Here is a 23,799-nt window from a genome sequence, read left to right on the forward strand (position 1 = left end):
CGTCTGCGGCAGGGTTAACCTGCCACCCCGGACGTCACTGACAGCCGCTGCCTGACCGCCGCGGCTGTTTTTTTGCCTGTGCGGCAGCGGGCGCAGGCTCAGGACCGGACCTCGGCCTGATGCGCGGCCAGCCAGGCCGGGAAATCCGCCAGCGGCATCGGACGGGCGTAGTAGTAGCCCTGCAGATGATCCACGCCGCGCTCGATCAGATAGGCCGCCTGCTCGGCGGTTTCGACCCCCTCGGCCACCAGACTGATATTCAGACGCTGCGCCAGCGAGATCACCATATCCGTGACCGTCGCGTTAATCGCGTCTGTGCCGATGGCCGCAGTGAAAATCTTATCGATCTTCAGCACGTCGGGATGCAGATCTTTCAGATAGGAGAGCGAGCTGTGGCCGGTGCCGAAGTCATCGATCGCCAGCCGCACGCCGATATCATGCAACTGGGTGATCACCGACTGATCCACCACCGGCAGCGCATCCCGCTCGGTCAGCTCCACCACCAGCTTCGGCATGGGCGTCGCGGGCCACCAGAGGGTCTGGAGATCCTCCAGAATAGCGCGATCGCGGAAATGGCTGGCGGCCACGTTAATGGCAATATGGAAGTCGGGATCCTCGGGCAGCTGCGGTAGCGCGATGACCACCTCATTCAGCACAAAGCGCGTCAGGGGTTTGATCAGGTTCTGTCGCTCGGCCAGCGGAATAAAGACGTCCGGGGCAATCCAGCCCTGACGGGCATTGTGCCAGCGCAGCAGTAACTCGATGCCGTCGCACTCGCCGCTTTTGCTGTTAATCAGCGGCTGGCAGTAGACCATAAATTCGCGCGCGGTGATGCCATAGCTGATCTGCCAGCTCAGGCTCATGCGGTTCGCGGTGGCCAGCCAGACGATATAGCCCACCAGCAGGCTCAGCAGCAGCGCCAGCGGCAGCTGTGAGGGCAGCGTGACCAGCGCCAGGCGGGTCGGGGAGGGGCCGTAGAGCGTCAGGCTGAAGGGGTAGCGCAGGGAATCCTGCTCGTAGCTCACCTCATCATCGGCTGGCACCGTGGACTCAATCAGCGGATTGCCATACTCCAGACTTTGACCGTTGACGTTGAAGACGGCGCGCTCCACCCAGGGCAACTCCGGCTCCAGCAGGTAGTTGCTCATCATTTCGATATTGATGACCTGCAGAATGCCGGCACGGTTATCCATACTCTTTGGCGTCCAGAGCAGGAGCACCGGTGACCCTTTCAGCAGATAGGGGTCGGTTGACAGCGTCATGCGCTGGCCGTTGAAGGCCAGGTCCGGGAAGGTTTCACCGAAAGGGATGCTGCGTGCGCCATAGATACTGGAGCAGTAGAGGGTATCGTTCTCAATCAGCAGGATCGCCCGGACCGTCTGCAGGGAGGCGATTTTCTCGATCAGGGGAAAGCGGACATCCTGGCAGGGCACGCCGACCAGCCCCAGCATATTACTGGCTGACACCTCCAGCGGGGAGAACATCCGGTCAAACCGCATGATCGCCTTGTCGGCGAAATCCATCGCCTGCTGTTCAATGCGCGACTTCTCTTCGATATAGCGGAACGCCAGCGTCAGCACCAGCACCAGGGTGGCGATCGACAGGGCGATGAGCAAACGCTTGCGTCTGAATTGTCCAACATATTGCTGGGCCATGAACATCAGTTTCCACCTTCCCTAAAGCCAGAAAAAAGCAACACAACGGGATGAGTATCGGCACGATCAGGCCAGAACTGAGGCCGTAATGCAGAAAAGCGGGTCTGGAAAGCAGGGCAAGCCGGACGGCTGCGCGGGAATCACTCTACCGTGTAATCCTGCGCTGAGATAGCGCAGGATACGGATTTGCTTACGTTTGCACGTTATTTAAACAGCCAGGCGGGAGCGTTAATCGCACTGAACCTTGATCGCCAGCCCGCCGCGTGAAGTTTCACGGTATTTGGCGTTCATATCTTTGCCGGTTTCGTACATGGTTTCGATGACCTTATCCAGCGAGACGCGCGGTTCGCTGGTGCGGCGCAGCGCCATTCTCGCCGCGTTGATCGCTTTCACTGAGGCGATCGCGTTGCGCTCGATGCAGGGCACCTGCACCTGACCCGCCACCGGATCGCAGGTGAGTCCCAGATTATGCTCCATGCCGATCTCGGCGGCGACGCAGACCTGCTCCGGACTGGCGCCCAGCAGCTCAGCCAGACCGGCCGCCGCCATCGAGCAGGCAACACCGACTTCACCCTGGCAGCCCACTTCGGCACCGGAGATGGAGGCGTTCATTTTGTAGAGCACGCCAATCGCGCCGGAGGCGAGGAAATAGCGCAGGAAGATATCGGGCGTGACCGGCTCGATAAAGTGGTCGTAGTAGGCCAGCACCGCAGGCACGATGCCGCAGGCGCCGTTGGTCGGTGCCGTCACCACCCGGCCACCCGCAGCGTTCTCTTCGTTGACGGCCAGCGCAAACATATTGATCCAGTCGATGACGATCATCGGATCGCTGGAGTGTTTGGTGGAGGAGGTCAGCAGACGACGCAGCGAGGCGGCGCGGCGCGGCACCCGCAGCGGGCCGGGCAGCACGCCTTCGGTATTCAGGCCGCGATCGATACAGGCCTGCATGGTCTGCCAGATGGTGGCGAAATAGGCCTGAATCTCATCGCGGCTGTGCAGCGCCAGTTCGTTCTTCATGACCAGGCCCGAAAGCGACAGGCCGGTTTCGCGGCAGTGGGCCAGCAGATCTTTGGCGGAATGGAAAGGCCAGGGCACGGAAACTTCATCCAGGGCCGACTGACCGAAATGTTCTTCATCGACAATGAAACCGCCGCCCACCGAGTAGTAGGTTTTCGACAGGATCAGCAGGTCGCCTGCAAAGGCGAGCAGGCGCAGGCCATTCTCATGCAGGGAGAGATTTTCGCTGCGAAACACCATGCCGCCTTCGCGCGGGAAGTCTACCTCATGCGCGCCTTTCGCCAGCAGCAGTCGCTCACGCTGTTCGACATCCTTAATAAAGGCGGGGATCATATCGATGTCCACCGTATCCGGCGATTCGCCCGCCAGACCCATAATAATGGCGATGTCCGTGTGGTGACCTTTACCGGTCAGGGAGAGCGACCCATACACATCCACGGCGATCCGGGTTACCTCCTGCAGCTTTCCCTGTTCGCTCAGCAAATCCACAAACTGTTTACCCGCTTTCATCGGGCCGACAGTGTGCGAACTCGAGGGGCCGACGCCCACTTTGAACATGTCGAAAACACTAATCACAGGTGACACTCCTCACAATTATTATCAGTCTGCCGGGGCAGTTTATGGCGCTAATAGTAATGGTCATGCACCGGAAAAGAGCAGCTTTTCGCATGAAATAAACTTATTAAAACCAGTAGAAAAAATTATAGCGCAACCCGGCAGGGAGCTGACGGGTCGGGGCAGGGAATCTCAGAAAGCGATTTGCGTACTCAGCGAGCGGATGATCCCGGCGGTCATGCCCCACACCAGATAATCCTGATAGCGTGACAGCCAGACCGGATGGCGCACGTCCGCCCGGTTGATCTCCAGCGCGCTGTAGCGGCTGAGCTGCAGCGCCTCGGCCAGCGGCATCTCAAAGGCGCTGCTGACCTCATCCGGATTGAGGGTTAAGCGCAGACCGGCCGGGATGATCCCCAGCACCGGCGTCACCTGAAAGCCGGTGCTGCTGGTGACGGCAGGCAGTGCGCCCAGTACCTCGACCTGCTGCGGGTCCAGCCCCACCTCTTCCTGCGCCTCGCGCAGCGCGGTGGCGATCAGCGAGGCGTCGGTGGCATCCTGCATCCCGCCGGGAAAGGCCACCTGCCCGGCATGTTTGCGCAGCGCGTGCGAGCGTTGGGTCAGCAGCAGACCCGGCTCAGGCCGCGCCACCACCGGTACCAGCACTGCAGCATGGCGTCCGGAGAGGCGCTGCGTGCTGCGGGCAGGCTGCTGCAACAGAAAACGGCTGCGGAAAGTTTCAAGCGTCAGGGCCAACGGCGCCTCCGGTCTGTTCCAGTGCCGGTAAAATCCGGCTCACTTTGTCGAGCGTCTCCTGATATTCCGCCGCCGGATCGCTGTCGGCCACCAGCCCGCCACCGGCGGCACAGTAGATCTGCTGGCCTTCGGCGATCAGCGTGCGGATGGTGATGCTGGTATCCATCCTTCCGCAGAGGCTGAGATAGCCGATACTGCCGCACCAGGCATTGCGCCGCTGCGGCTCCAGTTCATCAATAATCTCCATCGCCCGGATTTTGGGCGCGCCGGTTATCGATCCGCCCGGGAAGCAGGCGCGCAGCAGATCCGTGGCCTGCAGGGTTTCAGGCAGCTGCGCCCGCACCGTGCTCACCAGATGATGAACCGCCGGAAAAGGCTCAACCACAAACAGCTCTGGCACCGTCACCGAGCCGGGCACGGCGACGCGGCCGATATCGTTGCGCAGCAGATCGACAATCATCAGGTTTTCGGCCCGATCTTTCTCCGCACTGCGCAGCGCCTCGGCCTGTTGCGCATCGGCGACGGGATCGCTGCAGCGTGGCCGGGTGCCTTTGATCGGCCGGGTCTCGATCTGCTTCTGATTCAGGGAGAGAAAACGCTCGGGCGACAGGCTGAGGATCGCACTGCCGGGCAGACGCAGAAACGCGCTGAAGGGCGCGCGGTTGGCGGCATTCAGCCGGGTAAACGCCTGAAACTCATCCCCCTGATAGCCCGCCTGAAAGCGCTGGGCCAGGTTGACCTGATAACAGTCGCCCGCCTGAATGTAGGCCTGAACCCGGTCGAAGCGTGCGGCGTAGTCGGCATAGCTCAGATTGGAACGCCAGCGACTGGTCAGTGAAAAGGGTACGGTTTTGCGCGCGGGCCAGACTGTCAGCCAGGCGGCCCGCGCCGCCACGTTCTCTGTCGCCACCAGCGTCAGCGTCTGCTGGTGATGATCGGCGATGAGCGCCCAGTCGTAGATCCCGACCGCCATGTCAGGCGTAGTGAGATCGGCCTCGGCGTGCTGTGGCAGGGATTCAAACCGGCGGCCCAGATCGTAACCGAACAGGCCCAGCGCACCGCCCTGAAACGGCAGCGCTTCGCTGGCCACCGGCGTCACGCCGAGCGCATCACACTGCTGCTGAACCAGCCGCAGTGGATCGGCGGTGGATTCGCGGCAGCCGTGCGGGTCGCAGACAGTGGTGGTGGTTCCCCGGGTGACCAGCGTCGCCCGCGGGTCGGCGGTCAGAATATCAAAGCGGTTATCGCTGTGGCTGGCCTGTGCGGAGGAGAGCAGCATCGCCCACGGCAGATGGGACAGCGGCGCGAAGCGCTGCGTCAGCGCATCGGGGGTGTAATCAAGCGTCAGGGTTTCAACAATCATCGTGCAGACAAATCAGCAGGCAAAGAGGCGGTCAGACTGACATATTTTTTCCTGACTGGCACCTGTTAGTTCCGCGTGGGATACTGTCGGCCCCAACGCAGGAGTAGAAGATGATGACAGGATTACCGGCGCTCTCTCATGAGCAGCAACAGCAGGCCGTCGAACGCATTCAGGAATTAATGGCAGACGGACTGACGAGCGGTCAGGCGATCGCCCAGGTGGCGCAGGAAATTCGCGAGAGCCATACGGGTGAACAGATTCGGGCGCTATTCGACGACGAAGATGACGAGAACGAAGAGGAATAACGCCCGGCGCGGTTAGCGGGCGGCGATAATCTTGATTTCGATTTTATATTTCGGATTGAGCAGCCCGGCCTGAACCGTGCAGCGCACCGGCGCATTACCCGGCGAAACCCAGGCGTCCCACGCGCGGTTCATGGCAGGAAAATCGGCTTTATCGACCAGGAACAGCGTCGCATCCAGGATTTTGCTTTTGTCGCTGCCCAGGCGGGTCAGGATCGCATCAATGACCGCCAGCGCATTCGCAGTCTGCGCTTCGGCATCGGCGTCCAGGTTTTCTGGCACGCTGGTGTAATAGATGGTGTCGTTGTGGATGACAGCTTCGGACATGCGGTGTTCCGGATCAATGCGGGTAATGCTCATCGGTTTCTCCCTCGTTATGTGCGCATTAGCCTGGCACACTCCTGACACCGCTGTCACCCTCTGCGCCTACAGACAGCGCTGAACGATTGCCTGCCTGTCCGCCATCACCTGAGGCGCCATCCGGAAGGTGGTGAAATATTTCACCTCCGACCCTTTCCGCTGAGGGGTGATATCCGCAAAAATAGCGTCCTCCCAGGTGTAGACGCTGATGTCACTGCCTCTGGGCTGGGTGTGAGTGGTGTTGTCGCTGGCAATGACTGTCGTGGTGGACCAGCCGCGATAGATACAGTCGCTGAGCTGGGGAGCGCTTCGGGTGCTCTGTCCCTGAAAGAGCGGTTCCTGCTGACGAGCCTGGTCGGGCGTGGGGGCCTGGCAGCCGCAGAGCAGCAGCACGCCGGCCAGAGAGCCGATGCGGAAATAGTTCATCACGTTCCTCCACCTGAAACAGGCAGTCGGGTTAAGGCCATCTGCTTAACAGTGCCAGGGGCAGCGTCAAGCCAGTGTCGGCACATCAGCCAGCAGGTGCCACATCCCAACGGTCAGCTGATTTGATCAGTATAATCCGGGTGTTACTTTCCTCGCGGCGTTCCTCTGTATTTGATAACTGCATCACACTGTCCGCCACGCCATCGCGGGCGTCAGGCCGGTTGCGCGCCTGCAAATCGCGCAATCAGCCGCGGTCTGCGGTGAAACCGCGGCAGGGCAGGCTGAAAAATGTTATAAATCAACCGAAAGATAGCGCCACAGAATGAGGATGAACACATGGCGAATACGCAGTATCTGTTTTGGGTGATGGCGGGCGCACTGACGCTGCTCTTTATTGTTATCGCGGCCTTCGTGGGTTTATCCAGAGGCACGCGGCAGGGGGTAATAACGTTTGCGGTGCTCTTCATCATCATGCTGGCGGGCGCGCTCTACATACACCATTAACGCAGAGCCGTAGGAACCTTTTCACGCGCTTACAGCGATCTTAAGCCCTGCTCACACTTCAGGCGGAAATTGTGCGGCGGGGCGCGCCGGTTAACTATGCTCATCTGAAATAGCAGCACTGCTATTTATCACCGGAGGTAATTATGTCTGAACGTCCTGATTACGATGAACCCCTGCCAGATGATGCTGAGATCTATCCTGAAGACGACGTAGAGGATGAGGAAGAGGATCCGCTGGAAAAGGATGTCTGATCCGCTGACAGGGAGCCGTCCGTTTCTTCTGCGTGAACGGTCAACCGCAAAACCCCCGTTTTGCGGTTTCTTTTTGCCCCTCGCGACGGTGAGGCTTCCGCAGTGCAATTAACCGATAACGTCAGCGCGATAATTCCACCTTTATTTCATCCGGAATAATGTTTTAATCAATGGAATGTTAATTTAATTAACATCGATAAAAATAGTAATCTCATTATTCCTGCGCGAGACAGGCGATCGCATTTTGTTACCTTGCTGAGAGAAAAGAGCGCGGAATATTATCTCTGCCACACACAAGCTTATTAGCAGGGATAAAATGAAAGGATTAAAAAGATTAAGTCTGATCGTCATGCTGTCATCGATGGGCGTTGCTGGCGCAGCAGAACCGCACTGGAGCTACGAAGGCAAAGCAGGGCCAGAGCACTGGAGCGAACTCAGCAGCGATTTTCACCTCTGTCACGAAGGAAAGGCGCAGTCGCCCATTAATATTAAAGATCCCATCCAGGGAAATCTGCAGCCCCTGAATCTGGCTTATCAGGCCTCAGCGGAAAAAGTTATTAATAATGGCCACACTATTCAGGTCACCGTCGATAATGAGGATGACTTTGTGCTGGACGGCGAAAAATTCACGCTGCGTCAGTATCATTTTCATACCCCAGGCGAAAACCAGATAAACGGCCACACTTTCCCGCTGGAGGCCCATTTTGTTCACAGCCAAGAGGGGGGCGACCTGGCCGTGGTTGCGGTGATGTTTGAGGTGGGTAAAGAGAACCCGGCGCTGGCACCCCTGATTGACGCAATGCCGAAAAAAGAGAATCAGCAGGTCAGCATTAATCGTGAGATCGATCTGCGCGCGCTGTTCCCGCAGGATCTGCACTATTACCGTTTCAGCGGCTCGCTGACCACGCCGCCCTGCAGCGAAGGCATCCGCTGGCTGGTGATGAAACAGCCGGTCACGCTCTCTCAGGCCCAGCTCGACGCCTTCAGGCAGGCGCTGAAAACCACTAACAATCGTCCGCTGCAGCCCCTTAACGGCCGCATGATCGTCGAGTAACCCCGAACCCGAACTCCTTTCAGGGAGCCCATCTGCTCAGGCGGCCGCGCGCCGCCTTTCTTGGTCTTAGCGCATTGGCCATCCGGCCCGTCCGGGACAGCCCGAACAGACTAACCTCTTGAAAAGCCTTCATTTTGCTTTGTCATGCCAATACTGACATAATTACAGTGTTTTTGCCGTTCTTAGTGAGGGTATGTGGCAGACGATTTTGCAGTGGATGGCGCACTGGCGCAGGCGATTGCGGGTTTCAGACCGCGAGAAGCACAACGTGAGATGGCCCAGGCGGTCTCAGAAGCCGTAAAACAGCAGGGTGAACTGGTGGTCGAAGCCGGCACCGGCACCGGCAAAACCTATGCCTATCTGGCACCCGCTCTGCGGGCCGGTAAAAAAGTGATCGTCTCCACCGGGTCGAAAGCGCTGCAGGATCAGCTCTATGGCCGCGATCTGCCCACCATGACCCGTGCGCTGAAGTTCAAAGGCAAAACCGCTCTGCTGAAAGGGCGTTCTAACTATCTCTGTCTGGAACGGATGGAGCAGCAGTCGATGGCGGGGGGCGATCTCACCGTTCAGGCGCTGACCGACCTGGTGACGCTGCGAAGCTGGTCGTCGCAGACCGAAGATGGTGACATCAGCAGCTGCGCGGGTGTTACCGAGGACAGCCCGGTCTGGCCGCTGGTCACCAGCACTAATGACAACTGCCTCGGCACCGACTGCCCGCGTTACAAAGAGTGTTTCGTGGTCAAAGCGCGAAAGCGTGCGATGGACGCCGATGTCGTGGTGGTGAACCACCATCTTTTCCTCGCTGATTTGGTGGTGAAGGAGGGGGGCTTTGGCGAACTGATCCCCGAAGCGGACGTGATGATCTTCGACGAAGCCCATCAGTTGCCCGATATCGCCAGCCAGTATTTTGGTCAGCAACTCTCCAGCCGCCAGTTACTCGATCTCGCCAAAGATATTATTACCGCTTACCGCACCGAAGTGCGGGATGCGCAGCAGCTGCAGAAATCGGCAGACCGGCTGGCCCAGTGCGCACAGGATTTCCGGCTGGCATTAGGCGATCCCGGCTTTCGCGGTAATCTGCGCGAACTGCTGAGCGATAACGCGATTCTGCGCATGTTTACGCTGCTGGATGACGCGCTTGAGCTTTGCTACGACGTTATCAAACTGTCGCTGGGCCGATCGGCCCTGCTGGATGCTGCTTTTGAGCGGGCCGCGCTCTATCGTGGCCGGCTGAAACGGCTGCGGGCGATTAACGAGCCGGGCTACAGCTACTGGTATGAATGCACCTCACGTCACTTTATCCTGGCGCTGACGCCGCTTTCGGTGGCTGAGCGCTTCCGCGAAGTGATGGATAACCGCAAGGCCGCGTGGATCTTTACCTCCGCGACGCTGGCGGTCGATGAGAACATGGCGCACTTCGCCGAACGGCTGGGGGTCAATGCGGCGAAGAGCCTGATCCTCAACAGTCCGTTCGATTTTGCGAAGCAGGCGCTGCTCTGCGTGCCGCGTAATCTGCCGGAACCGAACCGGCCCGGTGGCGCGCGCCAGCTGGCCGCGATGATGAAGCCGCTGATCGACGCCAACAAAGGCCGCTGTTTCTTTCTCTGCACCTCGCACCTGATGATGCGGGAGCTGGCGGCCGAATTCCGCGCCTCGATGACGCTGCCGGTGCTGGTGCAGGGTGAAACCAGCAAAGGCCAGCTACTCAAACAGTTTATCGAGAAAGGTAATGCCCTGCTGGTGGCGACCAGCAGTTTCTGGGAGGGCGTGGATGTGCGCGGGGACGCGCTGTCGCTGGTGATCATCGACAAACTTCCCTTTACCTCGCCGGAAGATCCGCTGTTAAAAGCGCGCATGGAAGATTGCCGTATTCGCGGCGGCGACCCCTTTGCCGACGTGCAGCTGCCGGATGCGGTGATCACCCTGAAGCAGGGCGTGGGACGCCTGATTCGCGACACGGACGATCGCGGTGTGCTGGTGATCTGCGATCAGCGGCTGGTGTCGCGGCCCTATGGCGCACTCTTTCTCAACAGCCTGCCGCCCACGCCGCGCACCCGGGACATCGCCCGCGCCATCGCCTTTATCCGCCAGCAACCCGAACCAGACGCGTAATTCTGTGCTAAGATGCGCGCCGTTTTTCTTTCTTCTGAGGTAGTCATGTCAGCCCGAATTCTAGCGCTGGATACGGCAACAGAAGCCTGTTCAGCCGCGTTGCTGAATCAGCAACAGATGGATGCCCGATTTGAGATCGCTCCGCGCGATCATACCCAGCGCATTCTGCCGCTGGTCGAGGAGCTGCTGCTGGCGCAGCGGCTGGAACTGACCGAGCTCGATGCGCTGGCGTTTGGCCGCGGGCCCGGCAGCTTTACCGGCGTGCGAATCGGGATTGGTATCGCGCAGGGCCTGGCGCTGGGCGCCGCTCTGCCGATGATCGCCGTCTCCACCCTGGCGACACTGGCGGAAGGCGCCTGGCGTCTGCACGGTGCCACGCGGGTGTTAACCGCGATTGATGCGCGCATGGGTGAGGTCTACTGGGCCGAATATCAGCGTGATGAGCAGGGCGTCTGGCAGGGCGAGGCCACTGAAAGCGTGCTCTCACCGGCGGCGGCGCTGGCACGCATGCAGGCGCTGTCCGGCGAATGGATGACCGCCGGCACCGGCTGGCAGGCTTATCCGGAGCTTCAGCAGGGCCATCCGCTGACGCTCAGTGCCAGCGACGTGACCCTGCCTGCCGCACAGGATATGCTGCCGCTGGCCGCCCTGGCGCTGGCCCGCGGTGAAACGTGTCTGCCCGAAACGGCGGAGCCAACCTATCTGCGTAACGAAGTCGCCTGGAAAAAGTTACCTGGCCGGTAAAAGGCACGCAACTTATTGTAATGCGGCCAGTCTAATCTTTACCTGATGGGAGAATCGCTATGTCGTCAATCTGTGGTAAAGGGCTTTCAGGTCTGCTGCTGACCTGTGTGCTGGCGTTAACCGGTTGTGTCTCTATCCCTGACACGCTGCAGGGCAGTTCGCCGCAGCCGCAGCAGGATCTGTTGCGGGTGATGAGCGATCCGGCGCTGTTTGTCGGGCAGGAGTCACGCTTTGGCGGCAAGGTAGTCAATGTTACCAATCTGAATGGCAAAACCCGGCTTGAGATTGCGGCCCAGCCGCTGGATGACAGCGCCAGACCGCGTCTGGGGGCAGCATCGGTTGGCCGGATTTATGCCGATATCCACGGTTTCGTCGATCCGGTGGATGTCAGAAATCAGTATGTCACGGTGCTGGGCACGCTGAAGGGCACGGAGCAGGGCAAAATCGGTGAGGCGGATTACAAATTCGCGGTCATCGATGTGCGCGGCTACCAGCGCTGGCGGCTGACGCAGCAGGTGATGGCGCCGCCTCAGCCTGTGGATCCCTGGATCTGGTATGGGCCTACCCGCCATCGCGGGGGCTACTGGGGGCCTAATCCTTACTGGGGCATGATGAATACCGGCCCCACCGAGGTGCAGACCATTCTGACCGAGTAAGTGTGAACATCGTCTTTATCCAGCCCGGTCGCGGTGCTCGCAGCCGGGCTTTTTATTTGTCTGTTTTATCAGCACGAAATTTAGTGATGGACTTCGCAACCTCAACATGCCGAAACAGGCAAACTGGTACAATCAGTTAAAATATTGTTAACAAACCAGATTGGCTGAGGCAGCGATGGAAATACAACATAATTATCGGGGTGGATCCTTGAATAAGGTTTGGCTGAAACGCTACCCGGCAGATGTGCCTGCCGAAATAAGTGCAGATCGTTATAGTTCTCTGGTCGATCTGTTTGAGCAGGCCGTAAAACGCTACGCCGATCAACCCGCCTTTCTGAACATGGGTCAGAAGATGACCTTCCGCCAGCTGGAGAAGAAGAGCCGCGCGTTTGCCGCCTATCTCCAGCAGCAGCTGGGCCTGAAAGCCGGTGACCGGGTGGCGCTGATGATGCCCAATCTGCTCCAGTATCCGGTGGCCCTGTTTGGCGTGCTGCGTGCGGGAATGGTGGTGGTCAACGTCAATCCGCTCTATACGCCGCGCGAGCTGAAGCATCAGCTTAATGACAGCGGCGCCAGCGCCATCGTCATCGTCTCTAACTTCGCCCACACGCTGGAAAAGGTGGTGGACGCGACGCCGGTTCGCCACGTTATTCTGACGCGAATGGGCGATCAGCTGGCACCGATTAAAGCCACGCTGGTGAACTTCGTCGTCAAATATGTGAAAAAGCTGGTGCCAAAATACCATCTGCCGGGCGCCATCTCGTTTCGTCAGGTGCTGGAGAGCGGGGCGTCGCTGCCGTATCAGCGCCCGGCGGTCTCCAATGACGATCTCGCCTTCCTGCAGTATACCGGCGGCACCACCGGCGTCGCCAAAGGGGCGATGCTGACCCATCGCAACATGCAGGCGAACATTGAGCAGACCCGCGCGACCTATGGCAAAATGCTGCGCGACGGCAAAGAGTTTGTGGTCACCGCGCTGCCGCTATATCACATCTTCGCGCTCACCGTGAACGGCCTGCTGTTCCTGGAGCTGGGCGGTCAGAACCTGTTGATCACCAATCCACGCGATATCCCCGGTTTTGTGAAAGAGCTGAGCAGGGTGCCGTTTACGGCCATCACCGGCGTGAACACGCTGTTCAACGCGCTTCTCAACGATGAGCAGTTCAATAAACTCGATTTTTCGACGCTGCGACTCTCCGCAGGTGGCGGGATGGCGGTGCAGAAAGTGGTGGCCGAGCGCTGGGAAAAGCTCACCGGGCACTACCTGCTGGAGGGCTATGGCCTGACCGAATGTTCGCCGCTGGTGTCGGTCAATCCCTATGACATCAGCTGCCACACCGGCAGCATCGGCCTGCCGGTGCCTTCGACCGACGTCCTGATTCTGGACGACGCCGGCAATGAGGTGCCGCCGGGTGAACCGGGCGAGCTCTGCATCCGCGGCCCGCAGGTGATGCTGGGCTACTGGCAGCATCCGGAAGCCACGGCGGAGGTGCTGAAAAATGGCTGGCTCCACAGCGGTGATATTGTTACCGTTGATGAGGAAGGCTTTATTCGCATCGTGGACCGCAAAAAAGATATGATTCTGGTGTCAGGCTTTAATGTCTACCCGAATGAGATCGAAGATGTGCTGATGCAGCACCCTAAAGTGCGTGAAGCGGCGGCGATTGGCGTGCCCAGCGACCTCTCGGGCGAAGCGGTGAAAGTCTGCATCGTCAAAAAAGATCCCTCGCTCACGAAAGAGGAGGTGCTCGACCACTGCCGCCGTCAGCTGACCGGTTACAAGGTGCCGAAGATTATTGAGTTCCGGGATGAGTTGCCAAAAACCAACGTTGGCAAGATACTGCGACGCGAGTTGCGCGACGAGGTAAAGTCCGGGCGCTGAAGCAGGACTGAATTGAGGTTGAACGCCGGCATGTCCGGCGTTTTTATTGTGTTTAACATGGAGCGCCGCGCGTTGTTGGCTGCGGTGAAAATAAGACGTGAACTATTCCCTTATCGACCAGGATGATCAACTGGCAGACGTGTGTCAGAAAGCGCGCCAGCACGCGGCGGTGGCACTGGATACCGAATTTGTCCGCACCCGCACTTACTATCCACAGCTGGGCCTGATCCAGCTGTTTGACGATCAGCAACTGGTGCTGATTGACCCGCTGAATATCCATGACTGGTCACCCTTTATCGAACTGCTGACCGATACCCGCGTCACCAAGTTCCTGCATGCCGGCGGGGAAGATCTGGAAGTCTTCCTGCACCGCTTCGGCGTTCTGCCGACGCCGATGATCGACACGCAGATCCTGGCAGCTTTCTCCGGCCAGCCGCTGTCGTGGGGCTTTGCCGCGATGGTCGCACACTTCACTCAGGTTGAGCTGGATAAAAGTGAATCGCGCACCGACTGGCTGGCCCGCCCGCTGACCGAGCGGCAGTGTGCGTATGCGGCCGCGGATGTCCACTATCTGCTGCCGATTGCCCGTCAGCTGATGGCCAACACCGAGGCGGCCGGCAACATGGCAGCGGCGCTCAGCGAGTGCGAAAACCTCTGTCAGCGCCGTCTCGACACGGTGGCACCGGATGATGCCTGGCGCGATATCACCAATGCCTGGCAGCTGCGCCCGCGTCAGCTGGCGGCGTTACAGCGTCTGGCGGCCTGGCGTCTGAAGCTGGCGCGTGAAAAGGATATGGCGGTGAACTTTGTGGTGCGCGAAGAGCATCTCTGGAAGGTCGCCCGCTTTATGCCTGGCTCGCTGGGCGAGCTGGACCATCTGGGGCTGTCAGGGCACGAGATTCGTTTCCACGGTAAAACGCTGGTGGCGCTGGTCGCCGACGCTGCGGCGCTGGACGAGAGTGAATTACCCGCACCGCTGGGCAATCTGATCGATCATCCACACTATAAGAATGTGTTTAAAGCCATGAAGGCGCTGGTGCAGCAGGTGAGTGAGCAGAGTGGGTTCAGTCAGGAACTGCTGGCGTCGCGTCGTCAGATCAATCAGGTTCTCAGTCAGCACTGGGGCCTTAAGCCACAGGGACGTCAGCCGGAGTTACTCACCGGATGGCGGGGCGCACTGCTGAAACCTGGCATTGATGCCATTCTGACGGCTGTCTGACCGATGAAATTTCCCCTGCCAGAGCGCAGGGGAAATTCAGGAAACGGTCAGCGTCATTTCGTCACGTCATCCGTTTCCGGCAGCGTGACGTTGAGCTCCAGAATGGAGATATCATCCCCTTTCTGATCCAGCTGCACCGTCACCATTTCCGGGTCGATCTTCACATATCTGCAAATCACTTCCAGAATGTCGCGCTTAAGTTGCGGAAGATAGTGGGGCTCACTGTCGCCCCTTCTCCGTTCTGCCACGATAATCTGCAGCCGTTCCTTGGCTATGTTGGCAGTGTTCTTCTTCCGGGATAAAAAGAAATCAAGTAATGCCATGGTTTATCCCCCGAACAGGCGTTTCAGGAAACCCTTCTTCTCTTCTTCGATAAAGCGGAAGGGGCGAACTTCACCGAGCAACCGTTCAACGGTATCGGCATAGGCTTTGCCAGCATCAGACTCGCCGTCAAGGATCACCGGCTCGCCCTGGTTAGAGGCGCGTAGGACTGACTGATCTTCCGGGATCACTCCGACCAGAGGAATGCGCAGGATCTCCAGCACATCTTCCATGCTCAGCATGTCGCCACGGCTTACGCGGCCAGGGTTGTAACGGGTCAGCAGCAGATGCTCCTTCACCGGATCCTGACTGTTTTCAGCGCGACGGGATTTGGACGAGATGATACCCAGAATGCGGTCGGAGTCACGAACAGAAGAGACTTCCGGGTTGGTGGTAATGATGGCTTCATCGGCAAAGTAGAGCGCCATCAGAGCACCGGTTTCGATACCGGCCGGTGAGTCGCAGACGATGAAATCGAACTCCATCGCGGCCAGGTCGTTCAGGACTTTTTCAACACCTTCACGGGTCAGCGCATCTTTATCGCGGGTCTGTGACGCAGGCAGGATATAGAGCTGCTCAGTGCGTTTATCGCGAATCAGTGCCTGGTTCAGCGTGGCATCGCCCTGAATTACGTTGACGAAGTCGTAGACCACACGGCGTTCACAACCCATGATCAGGTCCAGGTTACGCAGACCGATATCAAAGTCGATCACGACCGTCTTTTTGCCTTTCTGCGCTAAACCGGTGGCGATGGCCGCGCTTGACGTGGTCTTACCAACGCCCCCTTTACCGGATGTAACTACAATAATGCGTGCCATAAATGTTGATTTCCTTAACAAAAGAAAAGGGGCCTAATTAAGTGTCTGGATAGTCAGCGCGCCATCCTGCAGGCACAGGCGCGCAGCTTTACCAAAAAATTCTTGCGGGATCTGATCCATGATCCAGTACTCCCCGGCAATCGAAACCAGCTCGGCGGCCAGGTGGGTACAGAAAATCTGGCAGTTGCGGTCACCGCTGGCACCTGCCAGCGCACGGCCGCGCATCATGCCGTAAATATGAATGTTGCCATCGGCGACCAGTTCGGCCCCGGCGCTGACGCTACTGGTGACGATTAAGTCGGCGTCACGCGCATAAATCTGCTGACCTGAGCGCACCGGGGTATTCACGATGCGGGTTTTTGCGGCCACGGCTTCAGCCGCCACCGGCTGGGGTTCAGGAACCGGCGCAGGCGCGTCGCTGCGCGGCCGCGCCTCTTTACCTTCGGCCAGCACCGGCAGGCCAGCCCGGACGATGATGCGTTTCAGGGCATCATCTTTACAGCCGCTCACGCCAACAATGCGTAAACCGGTGGCGAGAATCGCCTGCTGCAGCTGCTTCCAGTTAACATCCGCACTCAGCGTTGCAACGTTAAGTACCACCGGAGCGTTCTTCAGGAAATCTGGCGCCTGGTCAATCTTGTCCTGGAGTGCCTTGCGGATCACCACAGGGTCATGGTGATGCAAATGGACGACAGACAGGGTGAAACTGCTACCTTTAAATTCGATTGGCGTTTGCGACATCAGTCCCGACTCAGTCCTGTTTTCACTACCGTCAGCCAGGCGATGATAAAATCATCGTTTATGCGCTTACGGTGAATATTCGAAGTTCTGCAAGCATGTTATAGTTACAGCTATATTCAGACAAGCCTCAACGCCGGTTAATTCGAGTAAAAAATATGTTTTGTGTGATCTACAGAAGCCCGTTACGTGACCAGACTTATCTCTATGTTGAAAAAAAGGACGATTTTTCGCGCGTTCCGGACGCGTTGCTGAAAGGGTTTGGCAAGCCGCAGCTGGCAATGGTGCTGAAGCTGGAGGGCCGTGACAGGCTGGCTAATGCGGATATCAATAAAGTTAAGCAGGGTTTGAGCGAACAGGGCTATTATTTACAGCTTCCTCCACCGATTGAAAGTCTGCTAAAAATTCATTTACAGGCCGATAAAAAAGTTTAACTCAGATTCATCTGTAAATATAAATCCTGTCAGCGCAAGGCTGCCAGGATAATATGGCTTTAATGCTGCGAAAAATAGACGGCGCAGCTTATCGGTTTTTGACATGTCTTAAATTCCCTGCCTGAAATTTCTCCCCGATCTGGTCGAAACTTCAGCACTTATGCGCTTCTGTTTACGCTTTTTGACAAATTCCACCCCCCGGACCGTTAAAAGGATCTTATTATCACGCCATGAGGCTGGCATATCGATCAGCCCACAGGCAAACATCAATCCGCCAGCAACGCTGGCATCACACCTAACCTGAACAGGGGATGAACATGTATCAGCATCGGAACTGGCAAGGCGCTCTGATAGATTTTCCGGTCAGCAAAGTGGTTTGCGTCGGCAGTAACTACGCAAAACATATTAAAGAGATGGGCAGTGCAACGCCGACTGAACCGGTTATCTTCATTAAGCCGGAAACCGCGCTGTGCGATCTGCGCCAGCCGCTCACGATTCCCGACGGTTTTGGCGAGGTGCACCATGAGGTGGAGCTGGCGGTGCTGATCGGTGCCACCCTGAAGCAGGCCAGCGAGGCGCATGTGGCTAAGGCGATCGCAGGCTATGGCGTGGCGCTGGATCTGACCCTGCGTGACCTGCAGGCCGGACTGAAAAAGGCGGGCCAGCCGTGGGAGAAAGCCAAGGGCTTCGACAATGCCTGTCCGGTTTCCGGCTTTATCCCGGCCGCCGAATTCAGTGGCGACCCGCAGAACACTGAGCTGACGCTGCGCGTCAACGGTGAGGTTCGCCAGCAGGGGAATACCGCGGATATGATCCATAAAATCCTGCCGCTGATTGCCCACATGAGCCACTACTTCACGCTGCGCGCAGGCGATGTGATCCTGACCGGCACGCCGGAAGGGGTTGGTCCGATGCGTTCGGGGGATCAGCTGGAGGTCTCCGTCGCGGGCCACGGCATCAGCACGCGCGTGCTCTAAACACTTGCATCACTGCGGCAGAGGCTTTATAAGGTGCGTTTCAGGCACAACCCGGACAATCATCATGACTGATACCCCTTTCTGGCAACACAAACGCCTGGCACAAATGAGCGATGAGGAGTGGGAATCCTTGTGTGATGGTTGCGGTCAGTGCTGCCTGAACAAGCTGCAGGACGCCGACACGGATGAGATCTACTTCACCAACGTCGCCTGTAATCAGCTCAACATCAAAAGCTGCCAGTGCCGCAACTATGAGCGCCGCTTCGAATTAGAAGAGGATTGCATCAAGCTCACCCGCGAAAATCTGACCACCTTTGACTGGCTGCCGCGCACCTGCGCTTACCGGCTGCTGGGCGAGGGCAAACCGCTTCCGGCGTGGCATCCGCTGCGCGCCGGTTCGAAAAGCGCCATGCATGCCCAGCGCATTTCGGTGCGTTATATCGCGGTGCGGGAGAGTGAAGTGCGCGACTGGGAAGATCACATCATTGACCGACCCGACCGCAACGGCTGAATGTCGCCAGGATGGATGTAAAAAAGGCTGCCTCGGGCAGCCTTTTTTCTGTCAGCGACCAAAGAGATCGCGCTGTTTAGGTTTGAACGGCTGGGCAATCAGCACCAGCGCGGCCACCAGCAGATAGCCGGCAAACACCACGATCATCCACTGCGGCATGCTCAGCGTCAGGAACGTCCAGGTGCGTTCTGCGCAGTCCCCGCTGGCCAGAAAGACCGACGGCAGCCACTTGTCCAGCGGCAGGAAGTCGGGGAAGCGGGCGGCAAAATCGCAGGTGGTGAAGGGGTTCGGATGCAGCTGAATCATGGTGTGTTCATAAGCGAGGCGCAGACCTTCCCAGGCACTGTAGATCCAGAGCGCCAGCGCGCCCAGACGCAACGGCGATTTCGGCGCAATCGCCCCCACCAGCCCCGCGCCCATCACCCCGAACAGCGCATTCCGCTCATAGATGCACATCACGCAGGGCTTCAGGCCCATGACGTGCTGAAAAAAGAGCGCCGCCAACTCCAGCGCCAGCGCAGTCAGGGCCAGTAATAACCAGGCACCGCGACCGCGTGAACAGCGATTCAGATATCTCAACATATTGCATTCCCTGTAAACGTGAATGCCACGCAGTGTAAACCAAAAGCGCAGGCAAACCAGCTACGGCCAGGGAAAAATCGTGTGTAAACATAACCTGATGCTGATCCAGAACAGGTTAAAAGGGGCAGATGTCACGGTGATGGCTGCGGGGCCCGGCAGGCCGCTGGCCGGCAATGCGCGCGTGCTGGCCGGGCTGCGGCGACGGCCTTCACCTATCCCCGATCCGGACTCAGCGCTGAGCCAGACTGATACCTGACTGATACGGGCGCGATAAGGCGCAGAAAGCGCCAGCACGACCGGCGCGCCTGTCACCGTGCGCGGGCTGTCAGCCAGTCTGAAATATGCGCCCGCACCCGGTTTTAATAGTGACGCAGGCTATATCCGCTATAGGGCGTCTGGTATGATGAGTGCCCATCATGATTAGAAAAGCAACGAGAACACATTGCTATGGTTATAAAGGCTCAGAGTCCAGCGGGATTTGCTGAAGAGTATATTATTGAAAGCATCTGGAACAGTCGCTTTCCGCCCGGGTCGATTCTTCCTGCTGAGCGTGAGCTTTCTGAATTGATTGGGGTGACGCGCACCACACTGCGTGAAGTGCTGCAGCGCCTGGCGCGCGATGGCTGGCTCACGATCCAGCATGGCAAACCGACGCGGGTCAACGACTTCTGGGAAACGTCCGGGCTGAATATTCTGGAAACCCTGGCGCGTCTCGACCACGACAGCGTGCCGGTGCTGATCGACAACCTGCTGTCGGTGCGCAGTAACATTTCATCGATCTTTATCAGCCGTGCACTGCGTCATCATCCGGATAAAGCGCGTGAAGTGCTGGAAACCGTCAGCGCGGTCGCCGACCAGGCCGATGCCTATACCGAACTCGACTATCGGGTCTTCCGGGGGCTGGCTTTTGCCTCAGGCAACCCGATTTATGGCCTGATCCTGAATGGCCTGAAAGGTCTCTATACGCGCGTGGGTCGCCACTACTTCTCGAATCCCGAAGCCCGTCAGGTGGCGCGTGATTTTTATCTGAAACTGCTGGCGCTGTGTGACACCTCGCCAGGGCAGGATGAGATTGTTGAGGTGGTGCGAAACTATGGCCGCCGCAGCGGAGAGATCTGGCACAGCATGCAAAAGAATCTGCCCGACGATCTCGGCAATAAACGTTAAAAAAAACCGGACCTCAGGTCCGGTTTTTTTATCTCTTCAGAGTGCGACGCCGCGCGGCGGGTTGCGATCCAGCAGTTCGACACTGCCATCCTCATTCTGCTGTTCCAGTATTACATCGAATCCCCACAGGCGATGCACATGCTTCAGCACTTCGCGGCGGCTCTTGTCCAGCGGCGTGCGGCTCTGCGGCACATAGCGCAGCGTCAGCGAACGGTCGCCGCGAAGATCGACGTTATAAACCTGAATATTGGGTTCCAGATTACTCAGGTTGTACTGGGCCGAGAGCTGCTGACGAATCGCCCGGTAGCCCGCCTCGTCGTGGATAGCGGCGATTTCGAGGTAGTTGTTACGGTCATCGTCCAGCACGGTGAACAGACGGAAATCACGCATCACCTTCGGCGACAGGAACTGGCTGATGAAGCTCTCATCCTTGAACTCGCGCATCGCAAAATGCAGTGTTTCCAGCCAGTCGGACCCGGCAATATCCGGGAACCAGTAGCGATCTTCCTCCGTCGGCGACTGACAGATTCGCTTGATGTCCTGCATCATGGCAAAGCCTAATGCGTAAGGGTTGATGCCGTTGTACCACTGACTGTTGTAGGGCGGCTGATAGACCACGTTGGTATGGCTGTGCAGGAACTCCATCATGAAGCGTTCCGACACTTTGCCCTCATCGTAGAGGTGATTAAGAATGGTGTAGTGCCAGAAGGTGGCCCACCCCTCGTTCATCACCTGAGTCTGCTTCTGTGGATAGAAATACTGGCTGACCTTGCGCACGATGCGCAGGATTTCGCGCTGCCACGGCTCCAGCAGCGGGGCGTTCTTCTCCATAAAGTAGAGCAGGTTTTCCTGCGGCTCAGAGGGATACCGTGCGGCTTCAAAGGGCACTGCCTCTTTTTCACGGCGCGGCAGCGTGCGCCAGAGCGTATTCACCTGACTCTGCAGATACTCTTCGCGGCTCTTCTGCCGGGCTTTTTCCTCCTGCAGAGAGATTTTCTGCGGGCGTTTATAGCGATCGACGCCATAATTCATTAAGGCGTGGCAGGAGTCGAGCAGGCGTTCGACCTCTTCGACGCCGTAGCGCTCTTCGCAGTCGCTGATGTAATTTTTCGCGAACAGCAGGTAGTCGACGATTGAACCGGCGTCGGTCCAGCTGCGGAACAGGTAGTTATTTTTGAAGAACGAGTTGTGGCCGTAACAGGCATGCGCCATCACCAGCGCCTGCATGGTCATGGTGTTCTCTTCCATCAGATAGGCGATGCAGGGGTTGGAGTTGATGACGATTTCATAGGCCAGGCCCTGCTGACCATGCTTGTAGCGCTGCTCGGTCTCGATAAACTTTTTACCGAACGACCAGTGAGAATAGTTGATCGGCATGCCCACGCTGGAATAGGCATCCATCATCTGTTCTGAGGTAATGACTTCGATCTGGTGCGGGTAGGTATCCAGCCGGTAGAGTTTAGCCACCCGGTCGATCTCGGCTAAATAGACATCCAGTAGTTCGAATGTCCAGTCTGGTCCGTCATTGAGTCGTTTGCTGTCTCTGATGGCTTCGTCAAAGATTGTCGTCATAGCGCACCTCTTGTTTGCAAACCGGCTGACCCGAAAGACAACCCGTTCTGGTTATTTAAGGCTTCGTCCTGAAAAAGGGAACCCAAAAAAACTAGGCGAACACAACAATGATAGCCCACTGTCGCCTATCCGAAATGCGAACTCAAACGAAATCTTTGGCACAAAATCATTCAGATAGACGCAATGGCCTGTTTCACCTTCTTTCCTCCGGCTGATGAAGGTTATCGCAGGATATGATCCTGTTTATAAGCAGAATGTATGGGGTTGAAGGATTCTCCTGAAACAGGCAGATTTCACTGCCTTTGTTGTCATTTATTTCTGCGTTTAACGATTAAGACGCATAAACCGCTGAAATCGGGCGGGTGACAAGATTTTAGTTACCGGAAAAGTAAAAAAGATGTGAAATAGAGGGAGAAATTTCGGGGTGGTATCCGCTTTGTTAATCCGCTGGCTATCATCAGTTGAACAGTGAATTATGCTTTTAGAGGTCGGGTGGGGGAGCTATGCACGTTGTCATTCTTGGAAGTGGGGTAGTCGGTGTGGCCAGCGCCTGGTATCTGGCCCGTGCCGGACATCAGGTTACCGTCATCGATCGTCAGCCTGCGGCGGCGATGGAAACCAGTGCGGGCAATGCCGGTCAGATCTCACCGGGCTATGCGGCTCCCTGGGCGGCCCCCGGTGTGCCACTGAAAGCGGTGAAGTGGATGTTCCAGCGTCATGCGCCGCTGGCTATCCGGCTGGATGGCAGCAGTTTCCAGCTGGAGTGGATGTGGCACATGCTGCGCAACTGCGATATCAACCACTATCAGCAGAATAAAAGCCGGATGGTGCGGATCGCCGAATACAGCCGTGACTGCCTGAAGGCGTTGCGCAGTGAAACCGGCATTGCCTATGAGGGCCGTCAGGGCGGGACGCTGCAGCTCTTCCGCACCCAGCAGCAGTTCGACAGCGCCAGCAAAGATATCGCCGTGCTGCGCGACGCGGGCGTGCCTTATGAGCTGTTGCAGGCGCATGAGCTGTCACGCGCCGAACCGGCGCTGGCCGCGACCCAGCATAAGCTCACCGGCGGCTTGCGCCTGCCCAACGATGAAACCGGCGACTGCCAGCTCTTTACGCAGCGACTGGCGAAGATGGCCGAAGAGGCGGGCGTGGTCTTCCGCTATAACACCACCGTTGATCACCTGCTGCGCGATGGCAACCGCATCTATGGCGTGAAGTGCGGCGATGAAATCGTGAAAGCGGACAGCTACGTGGTGGCGTTTGGCTCCTACTCGACCGCGCTGCTGAAAAATGTCATCGATATCCCGGTCTATCCACTGAAAGGCTACTCGCTGACCATCCCGATTAAAAACCCGGACGCGGCCCCGGTCTCGACTATCCTGGACGAGACCTACAAAGTGGCGGTGACCCGCTTCGACGATCGCATCCGCGTGGGGGGAATGGCGGAAATTGTTGGTTTTAACACCAGACTCACCGAAGCGCGGCGGGAAACGCTGGAGATGGTCGTCAGTGATCTCTATCCTGAAGGCGGTCATGTCGCGCAGGCGAGTTTCTGGACCGGCCTGCGCCCGATGACGCCGGACGGCACGCCAATCGTAGGTGCCACACCCATCTCCAACCTCTACCTGAATACCGGTCACGGTACGCTGGGCTGGACGATGGCGTGCGGATCGGGTCAGCTGCTGGCCGATCTCATCTCCGGTAAAAAACCCGCTATTGCCGCCGATGACCTAGCGGTGTTCCGCTACTTACCCGGTTTCGCGGCGACGTCATCCCCGCTGCGTAACGCTAACGCAACTCGTTAAGTATTCAGGGAGAGGAAG

General features: G+C 58.0%; 25 protein-coding genes. 14 read left to right on the top strand and 11 right to left on the bottom strand.

Annotated features, from left to right (window positions below; genetic code table 11):
• Positions 1-98: 98 nt before the first annotated feature.
• The 4 genes from J1C59_RS08350 to pabB all read right to left on the bottom strand — a co-directional run bounded on the left by J1C59_RS08350 (position 99) and on the right by pabB (position 5,346).
• Positions 99-1,661 carry an EAL domain-containing protein gene (locus tag J1C59_RS08350; protein ID WP_140917263.1) on the bottom strand — a complete coding sequence of 521 codons (1,563 nt, stop codon included), beginning with the start codon at positions 1,659-1,661 and terminating at the stop codon, positions 99-101.
• A gap of 222 nt (positions 1,662-1,883) precedes the next feature.
• The gene (locus J1C59_RS08355) at positions 1,884-3,248 is read right to left on the bottom strand and encodes an L-serine ammonia-lyase (RefSeq protein WP_140917262.1); all 1,365 of its coding nucleotides are present in this window, start codon (positions 3,246-3,248) and stop codon (positions 1,884-1,886) included.
• Positions 3,249-3,419: 171 nt separating this feature from the next.
• A complete protein-coding gene (locus J1C59_RS08360) occupies positions 3,420-3,983 on the bottom strand; it encodes a CoA pyrophosphatase (RefSeq protein WP_140917261.1) in 564 nt (187 codons plus the stop codon).
• Positions 3,967-5,346, bottom strand: a complete 1,380-nt coding sequence (pabB, locus tag J1C59_RS08365) for an aminodeoxychorismate synthase component 1 (RefSeq protein ID WP_128086218.1) — start codon at positions 5,344-5,346, stop codon at positions 3,967-3,969. Before pabB ends, J1C59_RS08360 begins: the two co-directional genes overlap by 17 nt.
• Before the next feature lie 110 nt (positions 5,347-5,456).
• Here pabB and J1C59_RS08370 point away from each other — a divergent pair, with 110 nt between their 5' ends.
• Entirely contained in the window at positions 5,457-5,651 is a 195-nt protein-coding gene (locus J1C59_RS08370; RefSeq protein ID WP_128086217.1) for a YoaH family protein, read from the top strand.
• A gap of 12 nt (positions 5,652-5,663) precedes the next feature.
• Here J1C59_RS08370 and J1C59_RS08375 read toward each other — a convergent pair whose 3' ends face one another.
• Together J1C59_RS08375 and J1C59_RS08380 are read right to left on the bottom strand one after the other, a co-directional pair.
• Positions 5,664-6,008, bottom strand: coding sequence for a RidA family protein (locus tag J1C59_RS08375; RefSeq protein WP_003852699.1), 345 nt, complete (start codon positions 6,006-6,008; stop codon positions 5,664-5,666).
• A 66-nt stretch (positions 6,009-6,074) separates the two neighbouring features.
• On the bottom strand, positions 6,075-6,434 hold the full coding sequence (locus J1C59_RS08380; RefSeq protein ID WP_128086219.1) for a hypothetical protein: 360 nt from the start codon (positions 6,432-6,434) through the stop codon (positions 6,075-6,077).
• A gap of 336 nt (positions 6,435-6,770) precedes the next feature.
• Between J1C59_RS08380 and J1C59_RS08385 the strand changes: the two genes are divergently transcribed.
• From J1C59_RS08385 to rnd, 7 genes are all read left to right on the top strand, one after another.
• Positions 6,771-6,938 (top strand): hypothetical protein, encoded by a 168-nt coding sequence (locus tag J1C59_RS08385; RefSeq protein ID WP_167498277.1) that lies wholly within the window; start codon positions 6,771-6,773, stop codon positions 6,936-6,938.
• 567 nt (positions 6,939-7,505) lie between these two features.
• Positions 7,506-8,243, top strand: coding sequence for a carbonic anhydrase (locus J1C59_RS08395; protein ID WP_128086216.1), 738 nt, complete (start codon positions 7,506-7,508; stop codon positions 8,241-8,243).
• Positions 8,244-8,438: 195 nt separating this feature from the next.
• Positions 8,439-10,355 (top strand): DNA repair helicase YoaA, encoded by a 1,917-nt coding sequence (locus J1C59_RS08400; RefSeq protein ID WP_128086215.1) that lies wholly within the window; start codon positions 8,439-8,441, stop codon positions 10,353-10,355.
• Between the two features lie 45 nt (positions 10,356-10,400).
• Positions 10,401-11,099 carry a tRNA (adenosine(37)-N6)-threonylcarbamoyltransferase complex dimerization subunit type 1 TsaB gene (tsaB, locus tag J1C59_RS08405; protein WP_128086214.1) on the top strand — a complete coding sequence of 233 codons (699 nt, stop codon included), beginning with the start codon at positions 10,401-10,403 and terminating at the stop codon, positions 11,097-11,099.
• Between the two features lie 59 nt (positions 11,100-11,158).
• Complete coding sequence (locus tag J1C59_RS08410) at positions 11,159-11,755, top strand: Slp family lipoprotein (RefSeq protein ID WP_128086213.1); 597 nt, start codon at positions 11,159-11,161, stop codon at positions 11,753-11,755.
• Positions 11,756-11,963: 208 nt separating this feature from the next.
• The gene (fadD, locus tag J1C59_RS08415; protein ID WP_128086212.1) at positions 11,964-13,637 is read left to right on the top strand and encodes a long-chain-fatty-acid--CoA ligase FadD; all 1,674 of its coding nucleotides are present in this window, start codon (positions 11,964-11,966) and stop codon (positions 13,635-13,637) included.
• Between the two features lie 97 nt (positions 13,638-13,734).
• A complete protein-coding gene (gene rnd, locus J1C59_RS08420) occupies positions 13,735-14,856 on the top strand; it encodes a ribonuclease D (protein ID WP_128086211.1) in 1,122 nt (373 codons plus the stop codon).
• A 53-nt stretch (positions 14,857-14,909) separates the two neighbouring features.
• Here rnd and minE read toward each other — a convergent pair whose 3' ends face one another.
• From minE to minC, 3 genes are read right to left on the bottom strand one after another with little or no spacing between them, the layout of a single operon-like run.
• Positions 14,910-15,179 carry a cell division topological specificity factor MinE gene (minE, locus tag J1C59_RS08425; RefSeq protein WP_111138877.1) on the bottom strand — a complete coding sequence of 90 codons (270 nt, stop codon included), beginning with the start codon at positions 15,177-15,179 and terminating at the stop codon, positions 14,910-14,912.
• Positions 15,180-15,182: 3 nt separating this feature from the next.
• Complete coding sequence (minD, locus tag J1C59_RS08430) at positions 15,183-15,995, bottom strand: septum site-determining protein MinD (protein WP_128086210.1); 813 nt, start codon at positions 15,993-15,995, stop codon at positions 15,183-15,185.
• Positions 15,996-16,028: 33 nt separating this feature from the next.
• On the bottom strand, positions 16,029-16,736 hold the full coding sequence (minC, locus tag J1C59_RS08435) for a septum site-determining protein MinC (RefSeq protein WP_128086209.1): 708 nt from the start codon (positions 16,734-16,736) through the stop codon (positions 16,029-16,031).
• A gap of 155 nt (positions 16,737-16,891) precedes the next feature.
• Between minC and J1C59_RS08440 the strand changes: the two genes are divergently transcribed.
• The 3 genes from J1C59_RS08440 to J1C59_RS08450 all read left to right on the top strand — a co-directional run bounded on the left by J1C59_RS08440 (position 16,892) and on the right by J1C59_RS08450 (position 18,655).
• Complete coding sequence (locus J1C59_RS08440) at positions 16,892-17,167, top strand: YcgL domain-containing protein (RefSeq protein ID WP_128086208.1); 276 nt, start codon at positions 16,892-16,894, stop codon at positions 17,165-17,167.
• 317 nt (positions 17,168-17,484) lie between these two features.
• Positions 17,485-18,144 carry a fumarylacetoacetate hydrolase family protein gene (locus J1C59_RS08445; protein ID WP_128086207.1) on the top strand — a complete coding sequence of 220 codons (660 nt, stop codon included), beginning with the start codon at positions 17,485-17,487 and terminating at the stop codon, positions 18,142-18,144.
• 64 nt (positions 18,145-18,208) lie between these two features.
• Positions 18,209-18,655 (top strand): YcgN family cysteine cluster protein, encoded by a 447-nt coding sequence (locus J1C59_RS08450; RefSeq protein WP_111138883.1) that lies wholly within the window; start codon positions 18,209-18,211, stop codon positions 18,653-18,655.
• 51 nt (positions 18,656-18,706) lie between these two features.
• On the opposite strand, the gene dsbB is transcribed toward J1C59_RS08450, so the two are convergent.
• On the bottom strand, positions 18,707-19,237 hold the full coding sequence (gene dsbB / locus J1C59_RS08455) for a disulfide bond formation protein DsbB (RefSeq protein WP_128086206.1): 531 nt from the start codon (positions 19,235-19,237) through the stop codon (positions 18,707-18,709).
• A gap of 79 nt (positions 19,238-19,316) precedes the next feature.
• Here dsbB and J1C59_RS08460 point away from each other — a divergent pair, with 79 nt between their 5' ends.
• The gene (locus J1C59_RS08460; protein WP_167498276.1) at positions 19,317-19,493 is read left to right on the top strand and encodes a hypothetical protein; all 177 of its coding nucleotides are present in this window, start codon (positions 19,317-19,319) and stop codon (positions 19,491-19,493) included.
• A gap of 191 nt (positions 19,494-19,684) precedes the next feature.
• The gene (gene fadR / locus J1C59_RS08465) at positions 19,685-20,404 is read left to right on the top strand and encodes a fatty acid metabolism transcriptional regulator FadR (protein ID WP_111138884.1); all 720 of its coding nucleotides are present in this window, start codon (positions 19,685-19,687) and stop codon (positions 20,402-20,404) included.
• 36 nt (positions 20,405-20,440) lie between these two features.
• Here fadR and J1C59_RS08470 read toward each other — a convergent pair whose 3' ends face one another.
• On the bottom strand, positions 20,441-21,976 hold the full coding sequence (locus J1C59_RS08470; protein ID WP_140917260.1) for a SpoVR family protein: 1,536 nt from the start codon (positions 21,974-21,976) through the stop codon (positions 20,441-20,443).
• Between the two features lie 503 nt (positions 21,977-22,479).
• Here J1C59_RS08470 and J1C59_RS08475 point away from each other — a divergent pair.
• Positions 22,480-23,781 (top strand): D-amino acid dehydrogenase, encoded by a 1,302-nt coding sequence (locus J1C59_RS08475; protein WP_128085575.1) that lies wholly within the window; start codon positions 22,480-22,482, stop codon positions 23,779-23,781.
• The last annotated feature ends 18 nt before the right edge of the window (positions 23,782-23,799 follow it).

The organism is Pantoea deleyi (genome assembly GCF_022647325.1).
Lineage (GTDB): Bacteria > Pseudomonadota > Gammaproteobacteria > Enterobacterales > Enterobacteriaceae > Pantoea > Pantoea deleyi.